At 40.5% G+C, this 19,470-nt stretch carries 17 protein-coding genes; 3 read left to right on the top strand and 14 right to left on the bottom strand.

Going from position 1 to position 19,470, the window contains the following annotated elements; translation table 11 throughout:
• Window positions 1–284: 284 nt before the first annotated feature.
• Together cax and map are read left to right on the top strand one after the other, a co-directional pair.
• A complete protein-coding gene (gene cax, locus Q4550_RS18555; protein ID WP_303535179.1) occupies window positions 285–1,358 on the top strand; it encodes a calcium/proton exchanger in 1,074 nt (357 codons plus the stop codon).
• A gap of 212 nt (window positions 1,359–1,570) precedes the next feature.
• Window positions 1,571–2,326: a type I methionyl aminopeptidase gene (gene map, locus Q4550_RS18550; protein WP_303535177.1), complete on the top strand. Its 756-nt coding sequence runs from the start codon at window positions 1,571–1,573 to the stop codon at window positions 2,324–2,326.
• 36 nt (window positions 2,327–2,362) lie between these two features.
• Here the strand turns inward: map and Q4550_RS18545 are convergent, their stop codons facing one another.
• From Q4550_RS18545 to uvrB, 14 genes are all read right to left on the bottom strand, one after another.
• A complete protein-coding gene (locus Q4550_RS18545) occupies window positions 2,363–2,869 on the bottom strand; it encodes an acyltransferase (RefSeq protein WP_303535175.1) in 507 nt (168 codons plus the stop codon).
• The gene (gene ppaX, locus Q4550_RS18540; RefSeq protein ID WP_303535174.1) at window positions 2,866–3,510 is read right to left on the bottom strand and encodes a pyrophosphatase PpaX; all 645 of its coding nucleotides are present in this window, start codon (window positions 3,508–3,510) and stop codon (window positions 2,866–2,868) included. Before ppaX ends, Q4550_RS18545 begins: the two co-directional genes overlap by 4 nt.
• Window positions 3,500–4,450 carry a nucleoside recognition domain-containing protein gene (locus Q4550_RS18535; protein WP_303535309.1) on the bottom strand — a complete coding sequence of 317 codons (951 nt, stop codon included), beginning with the start codon at window positions 4,448–4,450 and terminating at the stop codon, window positions 3,500–3,502. The genes ppaX and Q4550_RS18535 overlap by 11 nt, the downstream gene beginning before the upstream one ends.
• Before the next feature lie 10 nt (window positions 4,451–4,460).
• On the bottom strand, window positions 4,461–5,273 hold the full coding sequence (lgt, locus tag Q4550_RS18530; protein ID WP_303535172.1) for a prolipoprotein diacylglyceryl transferase: 813 nt from the start codon (window positions 5,271–5,273) through the stop codon (window positions 4,461–4,463).
• A 36-nt stretch (window positions 5,274–5,309) separates the two neighbouring features.
• Window positions 5,310–6,248 carry an HPr(Ser) kinase/phosphatase gene (gene hprK, locus Q4550_RS18525; protein ID WP_303535171.1) on the bottom strand — a complete coding sequence of 313 codons (939 nt, stop codon included), beginning with the start codon at window positions 6,246–6,248 and terminating at the stop codon, window positions 5,310–5,312.
• A gap of 206 nt (window positions 6,249–6,454) precedes the next feature.
• Window positions 6,455–8,131 (bottom strand): glycerol-3-phosphate dehydrogenase/oxidase, encoded by a 1,677-nt coding sequence (locus Q4550_RS18520; RefSeq protein ID WP_303535307.1) that lies wholly within the window; start codon window positions 8,129–8,131, stop codon window positions 6,455–6,457.
• 272 nt (window positions 8,132–8,403) lie between these two features.
• Window positions 8,404–9,900, bottom strand: coding sequence for a glycerol kinase GlpK (gene glpK / locus Q4550_RS18515; RefSeq protein ID WP_303535170.1), 1,497 nt, complete (start codon window positions 9,898–9,900; stop codon window positions 8,404–8,406).
• 31 nt (window positions 9,901–9,931) lie between these two features.
• The gene (locus Q4550_RS18510) at window positions 9,932–10,759 is read right to left on the bottom strand and encodes an MIP/aquaporin family protein (RefSeq protein WP_194219585.1); all 828 of its coding nucleotides are present in this window, start codon (window positions 10,757–10,759) and stop codon (window positions 9,932–9,934) included.
• A 206-nt stretch (window positions 10,760–10,965) separates the two neighbouring features.
• Window positions 10,966–11,526, bottom strand: coding sequence for a glycerol-3-phosphate responsive antiterminator (locus Q4550_RS18505; protein ID WP_194218763.1), 561 nt, complete (start codon window positions 11,524–11,526; stop codon window positions 10,966–10,968).
• Between the two features lie 85 nt (window positions 11,527–11,611).
• Window positions 11,612–11,974 carry a phage holin family protein gene (locus Q4550_RS18500; protein WP_194218762.1) on the bottom strand — a complete coding sequence of 121 codons (363 nt, stop codon included), beginning with the start codon at window positions 11,972–11,974 and terminating at the stop codon, window positions 11,612–11,614.
• Between the two features lie 63 nt (window positions 11,975–12,037).
• A complete protein-coding gene (locus Q4550_RS18495; protein ID WP_303535168.1) occupies window positions 12,038–13,090 on the bottom strand; it encodes a DUF4097 family beta strand repeat-containing protein in 1,053 nt (350 codons plus the stop codon).
• A 43-nt stretch (window positions 13,091–13,133) separates the two neighbouring features.
• Window positions 13,134–13,427, bottom strand: a complete 294-nt coding sequence (locus tag Q4550_RS18490; protein WP_303535167.1) for a magnetosome magnetite crystal formation protein family — start codon at window positions 13,425–13,427, stop codon at window positions 13,134–13,136.
• Window positions 13,428–13,535: 108 nt separating this feature from the next.
• The gene (uvrA, locus tag Q4550_RS18485) at window positions 13,536–16,403 is read right to left on the bottom strand and encodes an excinuclease ABC subunit UvrA (protein ID WP_303535166.1); all 2,868 of its coding nucleotides are present in this window, start codon (window positions 16,401–16,403) and stop codon (window positions 13,536–13,538) included.
• Between the two features lie 7 nt (window positions 16,404–16,410).
• Window positions 16,411–18,387: an excinuclease ABC subunit UvrB gene (gene uvrB, locus Q4550_RS18480; protein WP_303535165.1), complete on the bottom strand. Its 1,977-nt coding sequence runs from the start codon at window positions 18,385–18,387 to the stop codon at window positions 16,411–16,413.
• 215 nt (window positions 18,388–18,602) lie between these two features.
• Here uvrB and Q4550_RS18475 point away from each other — a divergent pair, with 215 nt between their 5' ends.
• The gene (locus tag Q4550_RS18475; RefSeq protein ID WP_303535164.1) at window positions 18,603–19,469 is read left to right on the top strand and encodes a sulfite exporter TauE/SafE family protein; all 867 of its coding nucleotides are present in this window, start codon (window positions 18,603–18,605) and stop codon (window positions 19,467–19,469) included.
• The last annotated feature ends 1 nt before the right edge of the window (window position 19,470 follow it).

The following is a 19,470-nucleotide window of genomic DNA, read 5'->3' as shown; positions in this document are numbered from 1 at the left end:
TTAGTTCGCTAACATACTAACAAGATGAAGTTATTTGTAGTTTACACGCCTTTATTTTCTTCGTCAACCAATAAGGGGCATTATTCCCTTTACTCCTTTTCTGTACTCCAATATGAATCCCCTTTATTTTTTAGGTAATCTTAAGGAATGATGTCGATTTATGACTCTTCCCGTCTTCATCAGGATCACTTATTGATAAATTAGGGTAATAGCTTTGAAAGAAACTTTCTTTTCCAATTTAGGAAATCTATAATGAGGAAAAGAGTAGATAATGAAAAGAGAGGATGTGTCATGTGGTCAATAAAATCTTCTTCTTCCTAGTTATTATTGGGGTACCATTGTCCGTTGCCGGAAGTCTTCTTCACTGGTCGCAAACACTAATGTTTATTGTGTATTGCTTAACAATCATTTCTCTTGCTGCTTTTATGGGAAGAGCGACGGAAAGCCTTGCTGTCATCTCTGGCCCTAGAATTGGCGGGTTGTTAAACGCCACATTTGGCAATGCTGTTGAACTGATCATTTCTATCTTTGCATTAAGAGAAGGTTTAATTGAAATTGTGCTCGCTTCGCTAACAGGATCAGTACTAGGGAATCTACTCCTCGTTGCAGGATTATCCTTTTTCGTTGGAGGCTTAAAATTCAAAAGGCAAAAATTCAATGTATTTGACGCAAGGCACAACTCAGGATTACTTATGTTTGGTGTCATCGTAGCGTTTGTTATTCCTGAAGTTTTTTCAATGGGTATGAGTGATGCTGAAGCCATTTCATTAAGTACAGGCATTTCCATTATCCTCATCATGCTTTACCTTGCCGCTCTCTTCTTCAAGCTTGTCACTCACCGCGGCGTCTATCAGCACGTCTCAGACCAAGAAGGTGGCGATCATGCACATGAAGAGCCTGAATGGAGCAGAAAAAAAGCAATGCTCGTTCTAGCACTCTCCACAGCCGCCGTTGCCTACGTGTCAGAAAGCCTTGTTCATACGTTTGAAACAGTTGGAGAAACGTTTGGATGGAGCGAGTTATTCATTGGGGTGATTATTGTTGCGATTGTAGGAAATGCCGCTGAACATGCTTCAGCTATTATTATGGCCTACAAAAACAAAATGGATGTTGCTGTGGAAATTGCAGTAGGATCAACGCTTCAAGTTGCAATGTTTGTTGCACCGCTACTTGTCCTAATCTCTCTTTTCTTCCCAGTGCAAATGCCACTCGTCTTTACATTACCAGAGCTTGTCACTATGGTAACAGCTGTCCTACTTATGATTGTGATTAGTAATGATGGAGAAACAAACTGGTTTGAAGGAGCAACATTACTTGCTGCTTACTTAATCATGGGGATAGGATTTTATCTACTTTAATCAATAGCTATGTTGGCTTATATTGTTGATATCTTTATTTTTGGTTCATTAATATAAGCTAAACAATAAACCTGCAATTTGCGGGTTTTTTTGTTACAGTAACTGAGGGAAGTTCTTCCGCATAACGTGTTAGAAAATAAACGATAATAGCCAATAGCAGGTGGAAGAAACACCTAATAGAACAAATGAATACGCAGAAAGTAGGCGAAAATATGATTCACCGTAAAACAAATCGAGAGATTCAATTAATGAAAGAAGCAGGCGAAGTACTTGCCGATTGTCACAAAGAATTACGAAGCATTATCAAGCCTGGTGTAACAACCAAACAAATCGATGACTTCGTTGAACTCTTTCTAGAAGAACGCGGCGCGACACCTGAGCAAAAAGGTTACCAGGACTATCCTTACGCAACGTGTGCTTCAGTTAATGATGTCATTTGCCACGGATTCCCAGGTTCAAAAAAATTAAAAGAAGGCGACATCGTTACAATTGATATGGTTGTCAATTTGAATGGCGCACTAGCTGATTCTGCATGGACTTATGCAGTTGGAGAAATTTCAGAGGAAAAACAGCATTTGCTTGAAGCTACGAAAAAGTCCCTCTACCTTGGCATCGAGCAGGCAGTCATTGGCAATCGTATTGGCGATATTGGCCATGCAATTCAAAAATACGCAGAAGCAGAAGGCTTTGGCGTTGTCCGTGACTTCACAGGACACGGCATTGGACCAACGCTTCACGAAGAACCAATGATTCCACACTTTGGTCAACCTGGTACAGGAACACGATTGAAAGAAGGTATGGTCATTACAATTGAACCGATGCTCAACATCGGTAAACCATATAGCACAATTGACGAAGACGGCTGGACAGCTCGCACAGTAGATGGTTCTACATCAGCTCAGTATGAGCATACGCTTGCGATTACAAAAGACGGTCCAGTAATTTTAACTGATCAAGGTGACGAATAACTAATAGAAATCCCGTAGCAATATGCTACGGGATTTCTATATATCATGCTTTGCTCGTTCTTCTTTCGTATAAATCACCTGCATCGGATTCCCACCAACAAAAGCCCCTGCTGGCACACTTTTATGAACTAGCGTTCCAGCTGAAACAATCGCTCCGTCACCAATCGTAATGCCAGGAAGCAAAGTACTATTTGCTCCGATCATTACGCGATCGCCAATTACAACATCCCCAAGTCGATACTCATCAATCAAATATTCATGAGCAAGAATGGTCGTATTGTAACCAACAATTGAATTCTTCCCGACTGAAATTTTCTCCGGAAACATAATGTCGAGCATCACCATTAGGGCAAATGCGGTTTGGTCGCCGATTTTCACTCCAAGAAATGTCTTATATAACCAATTTTTCATCGGAATAAACGGGGTATACCGAGCAAGCTGAATAATAATAAAATTCTTAACTACCTTCCAAAAGGGGACTGTTTTATAAATTTGCCAGAGAGCGTTGCTACCAGTAACGGGGGACCGCTCCGTGTTTCTCACTTTTCGACTCCAGCAATTTCAAGAAGTTCTCCCATATGGTCAACAAGGTAATCTGGCTTAAACGACGCCAGGAAGTCGCTCCCTTTAATCGTCCACGAAACACCTACAGTCGTAACACCTGCGTTTTGTCCAGCAAGAATATCGTATTGGCTATCTCCAACCATAATCGTTTCTTCTCGAACTGAACGAAGCTCCTTCATTGCTGTTTCAAGCTGTTCTGGATGCGGTTTAGGGTTCTCAACTTCATCAACTGTGATGACAACTGGGAAGAACTGATCAAGCTCAGTTAGCTTTAACCCCATTTCAACTGTGTTTCTCATTTTTGACGTCACAATTGCAAGCTTATATCCGTTTTCAGAAAGCGTCTTAACCGTTTCAAAAACGCCATCGAATTCCGTTACAAGCTTATCGTGATTTGCGATATTATGTTCACGATAATAAGCGACCATTTCTTCCGCTCGACTTTCATCATGCTTAGCAAATGTCAGATAAAGTGGCTCTCCAATAAACTGCTTCAACTCTTCATCCTCATAACGACCTGGATAAAAATGTTCAAACGTATGTCTAAATGAAGCCATAATTAAATCATTCGTATTAATTAGTGTTCCGTCTAAATCAAATAAAATTGTGTTAATGCTCATACGATGGTTCCTTTCTTTCTGAAGCGTTCAATTCACGTCGCTTCCATATTACTGAGACGATAATCGTTAAAAGAATGGCTGTTACAAGTCTTACGAGAAGCAGCCAGATAACAGGAATTCCAAGAGGAATGAAAATAAGAGTATCCTCAATGACAGCATGACACGCTACAAGAAAAATAAACGCTAAGTAAAGGTCTTTCTTCTCAACGCCATCTTCTTTTACAGCTTGAATCATTACTCCTGCTCCATAAGCGAGCCCAAAAACAAGACCTGCAGCAAGCGTTGTAGATGTATTTTCTTTCATACCTAACCCCTTCGTCACTGGAGCCATCCAGCGTGAAAACGTCGAAAGCCAGGATAAATCTTTCATAACCTGTATGAAAATCATAAGTGGAATCACGATCAGAGCGAGCTGAAGAACACCTAATGATGCTTTTTCTAATCCTTGAAGAATAATAGAGCCCCAACCGGTAACCATTTCATTCGTTTGAGAAACAAAACCATAAGCTGCCTGTTCACTTCCACCCTGCCAGACAATGTTGATTATAAAAGCAGAGAGGACAGCAAGCCCCAGTCTAACGGCAAGAATAACCCATAACTTTACACCCACTCTTGCAGCTACGCCTGACTCAATAAGCAAATTGTGTGAAAAGGAAAGCATTACAGCCAAAATAAACACCTCTTTGACCGTTAAATCGAGTGTAAGAATAGCTCCGATCCCCGCATAAAGATTCAAGAAATTCCCTAACACAAGAGGGATAGCTGCGTCTCCAGACAAGCCAATCCATTTCATGACAGGAGCAATTAACGTAACGATCCATTCGAGGACAGGTGTATAACGCAGGAGGGTCATTACTAAGGTGATTGGAAAAATAATTTTCCCAAGGTCCCACGTTGTCATGAGCCCTGCTTTTAAGCCCCGTCGCAAAATGCCCACAATGACACTCCTCCTATCCTTTTTCGTTATAAGGCTTTGCTTTCATTACTTTGCGTCGATAAATGATTAAAGCGATTGATACAACAATTAATACGACTGAAATCACCTGTGCTACCCTTAAAGATTCCGTTAACATTAGACTATCTGTACGTAGTCCCTCAATATAAAGGCGACCAATAGAATACCATGTTACGTAAGCAAGGAAAACTTCTCCTCGCTTAACGGCCGTTCTTTGAAGAATAACAAGCAGCACGACTCCAGCTATGTTCCAAAGTGATTCGTAAAGAAATGTCGGGTGATAATAAGTCCCGTCAATATACATTTGATTAATAATAAAATCCGGAAGCATCAAGTTCTCGAGAAATGCTCTTGTGACAGGTCCCCCATGCGCTTCCTGGTTCATAAAGTTACCCCAACGTCCGATCGCTTGCCCTAGTATAATACTCGGAGCGGCGATGTCAGCAATTTTCCAGAAAGATAGTCCACGCTTTCTAGTGAAAATAATAGCTGTAATAACAGAACCAATTAATGCACCGTGAATGGCGATACCACCTTCCCAAATGGCAAAGATGTCACCAGGATTATCCTTGTAGTAGCTCCACTGGAAAATGACATAGTAAATACGCGCTGAAATAATGGCTATGGGGACAGCCCATAAAATTAGATCAACAAAGGTTTCTTTTGGCAGGCCCTGGCGCTTTGTTTCTCTCATAGCTAGAAGCAAGCCAAGGTAAGCTCCAAAAGCAATGATAATGCCGTACCAGTAAATCGAGATCGGTCCCAGCTCTAGCGCGACGCGATCAAGAGGCTGTATTGAGGCTAGCATGTCGTTGTCTCTCCTTTATCCATATCTTGATTAAGATTAGATGCTGTCGTGCTCGTCTCCATCTTCAATCTCTCTTGTTAGTCTTTCTGAGAATTGCTTTGCTGCATTCATTCCCATATTTTTCAGACGGAAATTCATCGCTGCTACTTCTATAATGATCGCAAGGTTTCGTCCTGGACGAACTGGCACAACGAGTCTTGGCACATTCGAATCAATGATTTTCATATACTCCTCTTCAAGACCAAGACGATCATAAACCTTTTTCGAATCCCAAAGTTCTAGATTCATCACTAAGGAGATCTTTTTGTAGTTTCGAATCGCACCTGCACCAAACAAAGTCATGACGTTAATGATGCCGAGGCCTCTTATTTCAAGTAAATGTTGAATTAATTCAGGAGCGCTACCGACTAACGTATTTTCCGCTTCCTGACGGATTTCCACGGAATCATCTGCTACAAGACGATGTCCACGCTTTACAAGCTCAAGAGCTGTTTCACTTTTCCCTACGCCACTCGAGCCTGTAATGAGTACACCTACGCCATAAATATCCACAAGAACGCCGTGAATCGCAGTGTTTGGCGCAAGCTGACTCTCAAGATAATTCGTTAAGCGGCTGCTTAAGCGAGTCGTTGTCATATTAGATCGTAAAATAGGAACATCTTTTTCTTTAGATGACGCGATCAATTCCTCAGGAACTTCCATATCTCTAGAAAGAACTATCCCAGGTGTTTCGTCTGTACAGAGCTTCTGCATCCGCTCTACTTTCTGCTCACCTGTTAAACCATGAAAGAAGGACATCTCTGTCTTTCCGAGTAGCTGCAAACGTTCTGCTGGATAATAAGTGAAAAAACCAGCCATTTCTAGTCCCGGTCGTGAAATATCACTCGTTGTGATCGGACGATGAATCCCTTCCTCCCCGCTCACAAGCTCAAGACTGAACTTCTCAATGACATCTTTCATACGAACTTTAACCATTCGTAAACCTCCTATGTAAGAACCAAAAAGACGGTTCCATTTCAACTTCCCCTATTGTACCATTTCCTATTTCAAAGCACATACAGAATTGGAGCCCTTTTTGAGAGTGGGATTAGGAGATACGTACCTGACCCCACTTTCACTCTTAAAAAGATTAACACTCCTTAATACAAAAAAACCGAAGCGAATGCTTCGGTTTGAAAAGCTTATTTTACTTTTAATGGCACAACAGCATCATGCATTTGCTTATCTAGCTCTTGAATGTGAGCTTGTTTCATTTCATTTGACCAGTTAAGTCGCTTAGCCATATACTCGATAACTGGCTCTTTCCAGCGACGAACCCAATCAATGTCAAAGTAAAGGGCACTTGTTCTACGATTGAAGTAATCAAGTGGAGTTGCCACCATTTCTTCTTCAATACCATAGATGAGGGTAGCGAATACTTCAAGACTTAAGTTATGGAAATTCGCTTCCGTTCCGACCGTTTCAATAATTTGATAAATTCGTTCAATGTTAGAACCATATCGCTGCACGAGCGCTTCTGCTTCATTAACACTTAGACCAAGTGTTGTACCTCTACGAACTTGTTCTGTTGCATATTCTTTAAAGCCTTTGCTCCCTCCAACATAGCCACCAGAGAGAACCATATTTTTTGTAGTAGAAGCAGGAAATTTCTTATATTTTTCTTCTTTAAATTGATCCGCAATCAGACTAACGACTTTTTCAGCCATTTTGCGATAGCCCGTTAATTTACCACCAGCAATGGTAATCAAACCGGAATCTGATAGGAAGATCTCATCTTTACGAGAAATTTCAGATGGGTCTTTTCCTTCTTCGTGAATCAACGGACGTACGCCTGACCAGCTTGATTCCACATCTTCTTTTGTTACATTAATGCTTGGGAACATATAGTTGGCTGCATCCACAATATAATCTCTGTCTTCCACTGTCATCTGAGGATGTACAGGATTTTTCGTATAATGTGTATCCGTTGTACCAATATACGTTTTGCCGGCGCGTGGGATTGCAAACATCATTCGCCCATCATTAAATGGCGTGTCGAAATAGACGGCTTGTTGAAGTGGGAATTTAGATTGATCAAATACTAGGTGAACCCCTTTAGTTAGGAACATGTGCTTCCCTTTTTTCGATTGATCAAGACCACGAATCTCATCGACCCATGGACCAGCTGCATTCACAACTTTTTTCGCTCTAATCTCACGTGTTTCACCTGTTACAACGTCTTTAGCTCGTACACCAACAATCTTACCATCTTCATATAAAAGCTGTTCTGCTTTCACATAGTTTACAGCTTTTCCACCGCGATGAACGGCTTCTTTCATAATTTCAAGCGTGAGACGGGCATCATCTGTTCGATACTCAACATAATATCCGCCTCCCTTCACATCACTTTTACGAAGAAGTGGCTCTTTGTCTAGCGCTTCCTTCTTAGAAAGCATGCTTCTTCTTTCTTTCCGTTTAACACCAGCCAGTCTGTCATAAAGTGCAAGACCAGCTCCAGTAGAAAATTTGCCGAATGTACCGCCTTTAATAATTGGTAGTAGCATCCATTCAGGTGTTGTAACGTGAGGAGCATTTTCATAAACGATCGCTCTCTCTTTCCCAACTTCAGCGACTAATCCAATTTCGAGATTTTTCAAATAACGCAATCCACCGTGAACAAGTTTCGTTGAACGACTTGACGTACCAGCAGCGAAATCCTGCATTTCGATAACAGCCGAGTTCATTCCACGTGATGCAGAATCAAGCAAGATACCTGCCCCTGTAATTCCGCCTCCAACAACGAGTACATCTAACTCCTCTGATACAATTTGATCAAGCACAACGCTTCTTTGTAATCCTGAAAATGGTTTAACCAAGATGAACACACTCCCTTTTGTTATATAAACACTTACATTTTTAAAATGATTAATTAATACCTCTTCAGTACTTTACCCCTAATGTAGGGTTTCTTAAGCATAAGATTGAACATTCCTACTAAGAAAACTGGTTTAAAGGACAAAAAAAGACCACAACACACCAGAGCATAACAAACTATGCTTGGGCGCTGTGGTCTTCTCCTATTCTCCGACCAGAACTATATTAACTTGTTTCCATTGTAGCACAGTTAGAAGACTATGCCTACAAAAAAGGATTATTTAAAAGCCATTGTAGCATTTACAGCTTTCTTCCATCCTCCGTAAAGCTCTTCTCTCTGATCTTCTTTCATTTCAGGATCAAACGTGTGATCAATCATCCATTGCTTTTTGATCTCTTCTTTATTTTTCCAATATCCTGTCGCAAGTCCTGCAAGATAAGCTGCACCAAGTGCAGTCGTCTCACTAACAGTCGGGCGCTCAACAGGTACACCAATGATATCGCTCTGGAATTGCATCAAGAAGCTATTGTTTACTACCCCTCCATCGACGCGAAGTGTTTTCAAGTCTATGCCAGAATCAGCTGTCATCGCATCAAGAACATCTCTTGTTTGATAAGCAAGTGATTCAAGAGTTGCACGAACAAAGTGCTCCTTACTCGTTCCTCTAGTTAATCCAAATACAGCACCTTTTACATCGCTATCCCAATAAGGTGTACCAAGACCAACAAAGGCAGGTACCATATACACACCGTCTGTTGACTCTACGCGTTCCGCATAGCGCTCACTTTCTGGTGCTTCGTTAAACATACGTAATCCATCTCTTAACCATTGAATTGCTGATCCTGCGACGAAGATACTACCTTCAAGTGCATATTCCACTTTTCCATCAACGCCCCATGCGATAGTCGTGAGAAGTCCATTATCTGATTTAACCGCTTTTTCACCTGTATTCATAAGCATGAAACAACCCGTACCATATGTGTTCTTAGCCATTCCTTTTTCATAACATGCTTGGCCAAATAGTGCTGCTTGCTGGTCTCCGGCCACCCCAGCAATCGGGACATTCTGACCGAAGAAATGGTAATCGACTGTATTAGCATATACTTCAGAAGATGGGCGAACTTCAGGAAGCATTGATTTAGGAACATTCAGCATTTCAAGCAACTCATCGTCCCATTTTAAGTCATAAATATTATACATCATCGTACGAGAAGCATTAGTATAATCTGTCACGTGTGCTTCCCCACCAGATAGTTTCCAGATTAACCAGGAATCAATTGTACCGAAGAGAAGATCCCCATTCTCAGCCTTCTCGCGTGCACCATCAACATTATCCAGAATCCATTTAACTTTCGTTCCAGAAAAGTAAGCATCGATTAGAAGACCAGTTTTATCTCGAACCATTTCTCCATAACCCTGTTCTTTTAATTCATTGACAATTCCGGCTGTTTGGCGAGACTGCCATACAATTGCATGATAAATTGGCTTACCAGTATTCTTATCCCAAACAACTGTTGTTTCACGTTGATTTGTAATCCCGATGGCTTCAATGTCTTTCGCAGACAACTCAGAAGTGGACGAAAGTACTTGAGCCATTACCGAAAGAATAGAGCTCCAGATTTCTTGAGCATCGTGCTCAACCCAACCAGCCTTAGGAAAATGCTGCTTAAATTCTTTTTGAGCAACGTTTACAATTTCACCTTTCTTATTAAACAAAATGGCACGCGAACTCGTAGTTCCTTGGTCTAATGATAGAATGAACTTCTCTGACATGATAATTCCTCCCTAAATATAGTTATGAAGATTAATTTTTAGCCTCTGAAGAAGAGTGAACAGAATCTTGAAGTTTATCACTAAGCTGATACAACACAATAAATAAAATGGCTGTAATCACTGTAGCTATCCAGAAAATCATACCATAACTTGCTTCTGTTACGGCTTTAAAAAGAATGGCTCCATACATTCCCCCACACACTGGCCCTATAACTGGAATCCATGCATATTGCCAATTCGAATCACCTTTACCTGGAATAGGTAAGAAAAAATGTGCGATTCTTGGACCAAGATCGCGAGCAGGGTTAATGGCGTAACCAGTCGTACCGCCTAGTGATAGACCAATAGCTACAATGAGAAAACCAACGATGAATGGATTCAGTCCATCGGTAAATTCATTAGAACCAATCGCTAGTAACCCAATTAAAAGCATAGCCGTCCCAATAAACTCACTTAAAAAGTTGCTGAACGTATGCGGTATAGCAGGGTCAGTAGAAAAAACAGCTAATTTAAGCGCTTTATCATCTTCTCTACGAAAATGAGGTAGAAAATGAAAATACACAATACATCCACCGAGAAATGCACCAATCATTTGCGCCGTTATGTAGCTCGGTACATCGCTCCATGGAAAATCGCCAACGGCAGCTAGTCCTAATGTTACAGCTGGATTGAGGTGAGCCCCACTAACTTGTCCAACAGCATAAACACCCATCGCAACACCAAGTCCCCAACCGAGGGCTACAACGATCCATCCACCTCCCTGAGCTTTAGAATCTTTTAAGTTAACGTTTGCAACAACGCCACCACCAAAAATGATTAAAATCATAGTTCCTAATATTTCACCAATAAATGGAGTCAACTTAGTCACCTTCCTCTTGAGTTTAGGTAAAAACTCTTCCATGTATCTATTCCCTTTTTTTATTATTCTAAAAGGGTAAATAAAAAAAACCACAACAATATTTCCTATCTATATGATAGGACTTGTGTGTGGTTCTCCTCATCTCAGGCACGAGTTATTAACCTAATAACTATTTAAGCAGATAAATGTAAGCGATGTCAACTGGATTAATTTGGTTGGAAATGTCTCCACAGCTCTTTCTTAGAGGTTGTTACAGCAGCAGCACCACCTCTTAACGCCGCTTCTACATCCTCAACTGAACGAATAAATCCTCCTGCGAAAATAGGCACTTTAATTTGTTCATGAAGCTCTTCAAAAACCTGCGGAATGATACCAGGCAATACCTCAACACAGTCTGGCTTCGTATTTCTGACCATGCTGTAACTGGTATCAAGGGCCATTGAATCAAGCATAAACAAACGCTGCACAGAAAGAATCCCTCTCCGTTTAGCAACGGAAAGAACGCTCGATCTTGTAGAAATTAATCCAGCAGGCTTTACTTCCTGACAGAGAAATTCTGCACCATGTTCATCATTCCTTAACCCTTGAACTAAATCAGCATGAAGAAGAATCTTTTTCCCTGCTCGATTCCCTTCCTTAATTACCGATTTCAACTGACCAATGTGCGTATCTAAAAGCACGATATATGTATACTTACTGTTCAATAATGTTTCAAAATCACGCATCTTCCTAACAGCAGGCAAAATGCTCTGGTTATGAAATGACATGCACACCCCTCCTTTTCTTATTATCTTACCAGAAAAAGCACTCCCGAATGCGACGAAAAACACGCCCTCACAAGAGGGCGTGCTTTTAGGCTTTATTACGAATAGGTTCGATAATCACTTTATCAATTAACAAGTTCAACAAACCTATAATAAGCGCAGCAAGAATGGCCATCATAAAACCATCAATTACGAAAGCTTCTCCCATTAAAAAGGCCGTTATCATAAGCGTAATAGCATTAATAACAATGAGAAACAGACCCAGAGTGACAATCGTAACAGGAAGCGTAAGTAAAATTAAAATCGGCTTCACAAAAACATTCACAATTGCAAGGAGCACGCTTGCCAGTATAGCCGACCCGATTCCTTGAAGGTAAAAACCTTCAAAATATCCTGCTACGACCATTAATACTATACTGTTGACGAGTAAGCTTACAATCCAATGGCGCATCACGATTCCTCCTTACAATTGACCTTAATAGTATAAACTGTTAATTACACCTTATTCGAGCAATCAAAGATACGATACTGAAATGGAACCAGCAGTCGAATTGGCTTCAATTCGATAGTTATGTTCTGATTCTTCTTCTGTTCTAAACTTCTTCAATCGGTGAGAAATTTCTTTCTTCTCGCGAATAATACTCATATGATCAAGGTCAGTCGTAATCGCTCCAATCGTCGATTTTAGATCACCTTTAATATTCATACCCTTCGGCACAACAATTTGAATCGTACCGTTCACTGTTTTAAGGTCTGCACTTCCGCTTACTGGATTGGTAAGAGTATGACGAATAGCTCCGTTCATGGATTGCGCATCTGCTTCAACAAATGTACCATCAATTGTAATTGGGCCGTTTGCTGTCTCGAGCTCACAAACTTCTCCATTTGTATCTTCTACAGAAATTGCGCCGTTTCCGGTCTCAGCTTCAAGCACTTTCACCGTAGATTTTCGAATGCCAATTTTACCATTACCTGTTTTTAACTTCGCTTTCGCAGAGTTCATTCCTTCACCTGTAACGTCACCATTGAAGGTCGTTATCCATACACCTTGATATTCTTTAGCAGGAACATAAATAACTAAATTCACTTTCACATCCGCACGTTCTGATTTAAAAGTTACTTTATCATTATCAACGGAAAAGTATGTTTCACGGAGAAGCTTATCCATGGCATCTTTCTGATTAGACACTCTGTATACATTAGCGCTACAATCAATTTTTACGTCGTTACGGTCCCAAGTTTGAAATGTAATTTCCCCATTTCGAACATGAACATCAAGTGTATCCGTCGAAACCTCTGATTGTTCAAAAACATGGGAAACCTCTTCAGAAGAACCAAAGTTGAAATCAAGATCCATATCCTTTACTTTTTGAATGAGCGACTCAACGAATTGACCTACTCTATATGCTGGTGCCGACCGATCCGCGTTAGAATCTGAAGACTTCTCTTGCTTCGTTTCTTCGGATTTTTCGTTTGTGCCAAGAGCTTTTAATAGTTTCGCACCCTCATCAGCTGATATTTTACCATCTTCAATCATTTTCAAAATCATTCTACGTTCTTCATTCATTCAAAACATCTCCTTTTTTAAATTCGTGTGAACCCATGTACGATTACCAGCGGAGAACCTGAATACCTTTGACAATGTTCCAAACAAACACAATGACATTAAGTAAACTAAACAATAGAAAACCTAAAATGATCACAACTCCTATATCCATCATAAAAACAGCCACCAACGCAAGAAGGATAGTGAGAAATGGAAGGAGATGAGAAAAAATCGAGCGCTTCGCATGGTAAGAAACTTCTTCATCCTTCACCACAAAATAAACGATGATTGGGAAAAGAAACGGTGCGAAAAAAACGCTAAAATAACAAAGGGAGGACATCACTTTCTCAACAGACATAATTGCTTCCCCTTTCAATATTCTCTAACTATCTATACGATTCGTCAAAAAGAAAGTTTCAAAAATGAAAAAGAAAAACGAAAAGACAGCGATCGCTGTCTTTTCCAATTATACTGACTGTGTTTGTTCTAACCTTTTCTTCATCCGGTTCTTATCACGCTCTAGAATTGGGGCAAGGTAACTTCCCGTATAAGAACGCTCTTCTTTTACAATTTTTTCTGGTGTGCCAGTTGCAATGATTTCACCACCACCGTCGCCTCCTTCAGGTCCGAGATCAATGAGGTAATCAGCGGTTTTAATAACATCTAGATTATGCTCAATAATGAGGACAGAATCACCGTTTTCAACAAGTCTCTGTAAAACTTCCAGTAACCTTGAAATATCGTCTACATGTAATCCCGTAGTCGGTTCATCAAGAATATATAGGGTTTTCCCCGTTGAACGTTTGTATAGTTGTGAAGCTAGCTTCACACGTTGCGCTTCACCACCGGATACGGTTGTTGCTGGCTGACCTAATTTAATATAGCTTAACCCGACATCATAAAGCGTTTGTAGCTTACGATTAATCTTTGGAATGTTTTTAAAGAAATCTAGACCATCTTCTACCGTCATCTCAAGAATATCAGCAATATTCATGCCCTTGTATTCAATTTCAAGCGTTTCACGATTATAGCGTTTGCCATGACATACTTCACACGGGACATAAACGTCTGGCAAGAAGTGCATTTCAATTTTAATAATCCCATCGCCACGACAGGCTTCACAACGTCCACCTTTGACGTTAAAGCTGAATCGTCCCTTCTTATACCCGCGAACTTTTGCTTCATTTGTTTGTGCAAAAACATCACGAATGTCATCAAAAACTCCTGTATACGTTGCAGGATTTGAACGTGGCGTACGGCCAATTGGAGACTGATCGATATCAATGACTTTATCCACATTCTCGAGTCCATTTATCTTCTTATGCTCACCTGGTTTATCCTTTGCTTTATGGAGTTTCTGAGCAAGTGCTTTATATAAAATTTCATTAATAAGTGTACTTTTACCAGACCCAGATACACCCGTTACACAGGTGAATAATCCAATTGGAATCTTCGCCTTCGTGTTTTTTAGATTATTTTCTTTTGCCCCTACTATTTCAATATATCGACCGTCTGGTTTTCGACGCTCAGTCGGAACAGGGATAAATTTCTTGCCTGATAAATATTCTCCAGTTAAGGAATCCTCGTCATCCATTATTTCAGCAGGCGAGCCTTCTGAGGTAATGTATCCACCATGGGCTCCCGCACCAGGTCCTATATCAATAATATGATCTGCCGCTAACATCGTATCTTCATCATGTTCTACAACAATAAGTGTATTCCCAAGATCCCGCATATTCTGAAGCGTTGATATCAAACGATCGTTATCACGCTGATGTAATCCGATAGACGGTTCATCCAAAATATAAAGTACACCCATTAATCTTGACCCAACCTGTGTTGCAAGCCTAATCCGCTGCGCTTCACCGCCGGATAATGTGCCAGCTGATCGGTTAAGCGTTAAATAATCTAAACCAACATTAACAAGGAAGCCAAGTCGATCCTGGATTTCTCGTAAAATCATTTTTCCGATTGTAGCTTCTTTTGCAGTTAAATCCAACTGATCAAAAAAGCCAGCAGCATCTTTAATCGCATATTCCGTTGCTTCGCCAATATGTTTTCCATTAATTAAGACAGAGCGCGCTTCTTTCTTTAATCGATAACCTTTACAAGTTGGACAAGGTTTTTGTGCCATATAGGCTTCCATTTGCTCACGGATATAATCTGAACTAGTTTCACGATAGCGTCGTTCAACGTTTGGAATAACCCCTTCAAAAGGAACGTTATTTTCACGAACCTGCCCAAAATCATTTTCATAACGGAAGTAAATCTTTTCCCCATCGCTACCATAAAGCACTTTATCGAGCTGTGCTCTAGGAATTTTGTTTACTGGGGTATCCATATCAATTCCAAAATGATTACAAACACTTTGAAGTAGCTGTGGGTAGTAATTGGAACTTACCGGCTCCCAAGGTGCAATGGCATGTTCTCGAAGGGATTTGTCCCAATCCGGTATGACTAGGTCAAGATCCACTTCAAGTTTCAGTCCTAAGCCATCACAAGAAGGACAAGCACCAAAAGGACTGTTAAACGAAAATAATCTCGGCTCCAATTCCCCGATGGAAAAACCACAGTACGGACAGGAATGATGCTGATTGAAGAGAAGCTCTTCCTGCCCCATAACATCTACAATCACCTGGCCACCACCAAGATTAAGGGCGGTTTCAAGGGAATCTGCTAATCTTGATTGAACGCCTTCTTTCACAACAATACGATCAATCACAACTTCAATGGAATGTTTCTTGTTTTTTTCAAGCGAGATCTCATCTGCAACTTCCATCATCTCACCATCTACTCGTACGCGAACATAGCCTTGCTTCTTAATATCTTCTAGTACTTTTACATGTTCGCCTTTACGACCTGAAACGACTGGGGATAAAATTTGGAGCTTTGTTCGCTCTTCATAAGTCAGTATCCGATCAACCATTTGTTCGATCGTCTGTGACGTAATTTCTACGCCATGACGTGGACAGACAGGGCGACCAATTCTTGCAAATAGAAGACGGAGGTAGTCATAAATCTCGGTTACCGTTCCGACTGTTGAACGAGGGTTACGACTCGTTGTCTTTTGATCAATGGAAATGGCGGGAGACAGACCTTCAATAGCATCTACATCCGGCTTATCCATTTGTCCAAGAAATTGTCTTGCATATGCTGATAACGATTCAACATACCGTCTCTGTCCTTCTGCATAAATCGTATCAAATGCTAGAGATGATTTTCCTGATCCTGACAAGCCTGTTACAACAACAAGCTTATCTCTTGGGATCGATACATCTATATTTTTTAAATTATGGGCTCTTGCCCCTTTGACGACGATTTCATCGTTTGCCATCTGTTCGTCATCCTTCCGCTTTAAGCTCTAATAGTAGGTCACGAAGTTCTGCAGCACGTTCGAAATTCAGTTCTCGTGCAGCTTCCTTCATTTCAGTTTCCACATTTTCAATCACTTTAGCACGCTCTTGCTTCGTCATCTTACCTTGCTTAGGAATCTTGTATTCTTCACCATCTTCAGCTGCAACCGTTGCTCTTATACCTTCACGCACTTTCTTTTGAATCGTTGTCGGAGTAATGCCGTATTTTGCGTTGTATTTTTGTTGAATTTCTCTTCTACGACTCGTTTCATTCATTGCCACTTCCATTGAATTGGTGATTTTATCAGCATACAAGATAACATGGCCACCTGAATTTCGAGCAGCACGTCCGATTGTTTGAATTAAAGAACGTTCAGATCGTAAGAACCCTTCCTTATCTGCATCCAAAATTGTCACAAGGGATACTTCCGGAATATCGAGACCTTCCCTTAAGAGGTTAATTCCTACAAGAACGTCAAATACACCTAATCTGAGATCACGAATAATTTCAATACGCTCGAGCGTCTTTATTTCAGAGTGAAGGTAACGTACCTTTACCCCCATTTCAAGTAAATAATCCGTTAAATCCTCTGACATCTTTTTCGTAAGTGTCGTCACCAGCACTCGCTCATTACGTGCAGATCGCTGATTAATTTCATCTAATAAGTCATCAATTTGACCTTCGATAGGACGAATTTCAATCGTCGGATCAAGCAGACCGGTTGGACGGATAATTTGTTCGACAACTTTGGTTGAATGTTCTTCTTCATATGGCCCTGGCGTTGCAGATACATAAACAAATTGATGAGCCTTCTCTTCAAATTCTTCAAAGCGAAGTGGGCGATTGTCTTTTGCTGATGGCAAGCGGAAGCCATGATCCACTAGCACACCTTTTCTTGCCTGATCTCCATTGTACATTCCTCTTACTTGGGGAAGCGTAACGTGAGATTCATCAACCATAATTAAGAAATCATCTGGAAAGTAGTCCATTAACGTATATGGCGTTGCACCTGCTTCTCTCAGTGTCAAATGCCTGGAATAGTTTTCAATTCCTGAACAAAAGCCCATTTCAGCCATCATTTCAATATCGTATCTCGTTCGCTGTTCAAGACGTTGAGCTTCAAGAAGCTTTCCTTCTTCATTTAAAACCTTCAGTCTCTCTTCAAGCTCAGCTTCAATTCGCTGTATCGCGATTTTCAACTTTTCTTCACGGGTAACGAAGTGGGAAGCTGGGAATATAGCCACGTGCTCTCTTTCTCCAAGAATTTCACCTGTTAGTGAATTTACTTCAGTAATACGGTCAATTTCATCTCCAAAAAATTCGACGCGAATACAGTGTTCATCTCGTGAGGCAGGGAAAATTTCCACAACGTCTCCTCTAACCCGGAACGTACCACGTGTGAAATTAATATCATTTCGCGAATATTGAATATCAACCATATTGCGCAACAGTTGATCACGATCTTTTTCCATACCTTTTCGAAGCGAAAGTACTAGGCTTCTGTATTCTTCTGGATTACCGAGACCATAAATACAAGAAACACTTGCTACAATAATGACGTCATTACGCTCAAACAAACTGGATGTAGCAGAATGTCGTAGTTTATCTATTTCGTCATTAATACTTGCATCTTTTTCGATGAATGTATCTGATTGAGGTATGTACGCTTCTGGTTGATAATAATCATAATAGCTTACAAAATATTCCACAGCATTATGCGGAAAGTACTCCTTAAATTCACTATATAATTGACCAGCAAGCGTTTTATTGTGCGCAATAATGAGGGTCGGTTTATTCACCTCTTGTATCACGTTAGACATTGTGAACGTTTTACCAGTCCCTGTTGCGCCGAGCAACGTTTGGTGGCGTTCATTATTATGAACACCTTGTACAAGTTTCTTAATGGCTTCAGGCTGGTCGCCTTGAGGATTATAATCAGATACCAACTCGAACTTTTTTTCCACCATCTTCGCCTCCGTTCCTATCATCCATGTCACTTATTATATCACAGAATATGGTCTAAACTTCAATTAAAGCGAACTGATATTCGCATTGCATTTTCAAGGTTATCTTTCTCTTCATTCAAAACTGTTGTATGCTGTTAAAGATTGATTCACAGTGTAGCAGAATTCACGCACTTAAAGGGATTACTAAGTATTACTACAAAGGAGTTTTAACATTGCTGCTTTTATGGGCTTTACCACTTGGCCTCTCGATCGGTGCTGTCTCAGGATTTTTTGGCGTAGGCGGGGGATTTCTCCTCACACCTATCCTTTTGTTACTTGGTTATTCACCTGCAACAGCAATCACCATTAGCCTTCTTTATAGCATGAGTACTTCGATTTCTGGAGCTTTGAAGTATATTCAAAGTAGAAGAATTCTATGGAAAGTGACTCTTTTTCTATCGATTAGTGGCATGGTCGGCACACAGCTTGCTCAACCACTTGTCTTATATATGGAAGAGAGCAAAATCGATGGTCCTGTTATCTCAACTTTATATATCGTTCTTCTTGCATACTTTTCCATATCCATGCTTTCCAAAGGACAAACTATAGATGAAGAAAATTCTTCTATTTCTGTTTCCCCTCTTCGAACAATTTTAATCGGCTTACTAGGCGGATTTATTTCTTCTACTCTTGGAGTGGGGGGCGGTTTTGTCATGGTACCACTTTTAATTCATGTACTACGTCTCCCGCCACGCCTTGCAGTAGGTACATCTTTAACTTCGATCTTCTTCATTGTATTGACCGGTTTTTTCTCATATATTCAAACGGTTACCATTCCGACCACCCTCGCCATTCTCTTAGTGAGTGGAGCAGTCATTGGAGCTAGAATTGGGGCTGGAATGACAGATTCTTTCACTGAAACCACAATAAAGAATCTCCTTGGTATCCTTTACTTTTTTACATTAGTTAGTATTCTATTACAGCTATTCCATCAATCAATTTCAGGCCTACTCATTCTATTTCTCTATATCATTTGCTTAATGTGTCTCTTCATTTACCAGTATTGGACGAAAAAGAAGCGCCTATTCTTTTTAAAATAGG

Source organism: Anaerobacillus sp. 1_MG-2023, from assembly GCF_030547345.1.
Classification (GTDB): domain Bacteria; phylum Bacillota; class Bacilli; order Bacillales; family Guptibacillaceae; genus Guptibacillus; species Guptibacillus hwajinpoensis_B.
Note: the sequence above shows the minus strand (reverse complement) of the source record. Positions and strands in the feature narration are given on the sequence as shown.

Bases quoted from the DNA above. Each gene is read 5' to 3' on its own strand.
- cax (WP_303535179.1), top strand. From the start codon at position 285: ATGTGTCATGTGGTCAATAAAATCTTCTTCTTCCTAGTTATTATTGGG.
- map (WP_303535177.1), top strand. From the start codon at position 1,571: ATGATTCACCGTAAAACAAATCGAGAGATTCAATTAATGAAAGAAGCA.
- ppaX (WP_303535174.1), bottom strand. From the start codon at position 3,510: ATGAGCATTAACACAATTTTATTTGATTTAGACGGAACACTAATTAAT.
- lgt (WP_303535172.1), bottom strand. From the start codon at position 5,273: ATGCTAGCCTCAATACAGCCTCTTGATCGCGTCGCGCTAGAGCTGGGA.
- hprK (WP_303535171.1), bottom strand. From the start codon at position 6,248: ATGGTTAAAGTTCGTATGAAAGATGTCATTGAGAAGTTCAGTCTTGAG.
- glpK (WP_303535170.1), bottom strand. From the start codon at position 9,900: ATGTCAGAGAAGTTCATTCTATCATTAGACCAAGGAACTACGAGTTCG.
- Q4550_RS18505 (WP_194218763.1), bottom strand. From the start codon at position 11,526: ATGTCATTTCATAACCAGAGCATTTTGCCTGCTGTTAGGAAGATGCGT.
- Q4550_RS18500 (WP_194218762.1), bottom strand. From the start codon at position 11,974: ATGCGCCATTGGATTGTAAGCTTACTCGTCAACAGTATAGTATTAATG.
- Q4550_RS18495 (WP_303535168.1), bottom strand. From the start codon at position 13,090: ATGAATGAAGAACGTAGAATGATTTTGAAAATGATTGAAGATGGTAAA.
- Q4550_RS18490 (WP_303535167.1), bottom strand. From the start codon at position 13,427: ATGTCTGTTGAGAAAGTGATGTCCTCCCTTTGTTATTTTAGCGTTTTT.
- uvrA (WP_303535166.1), bottom strand. From the start codon at position 16,403: ATGGCAAACGATGAAATCGTCGTCAAAGGGGCAAGAGCCCATAATTTA.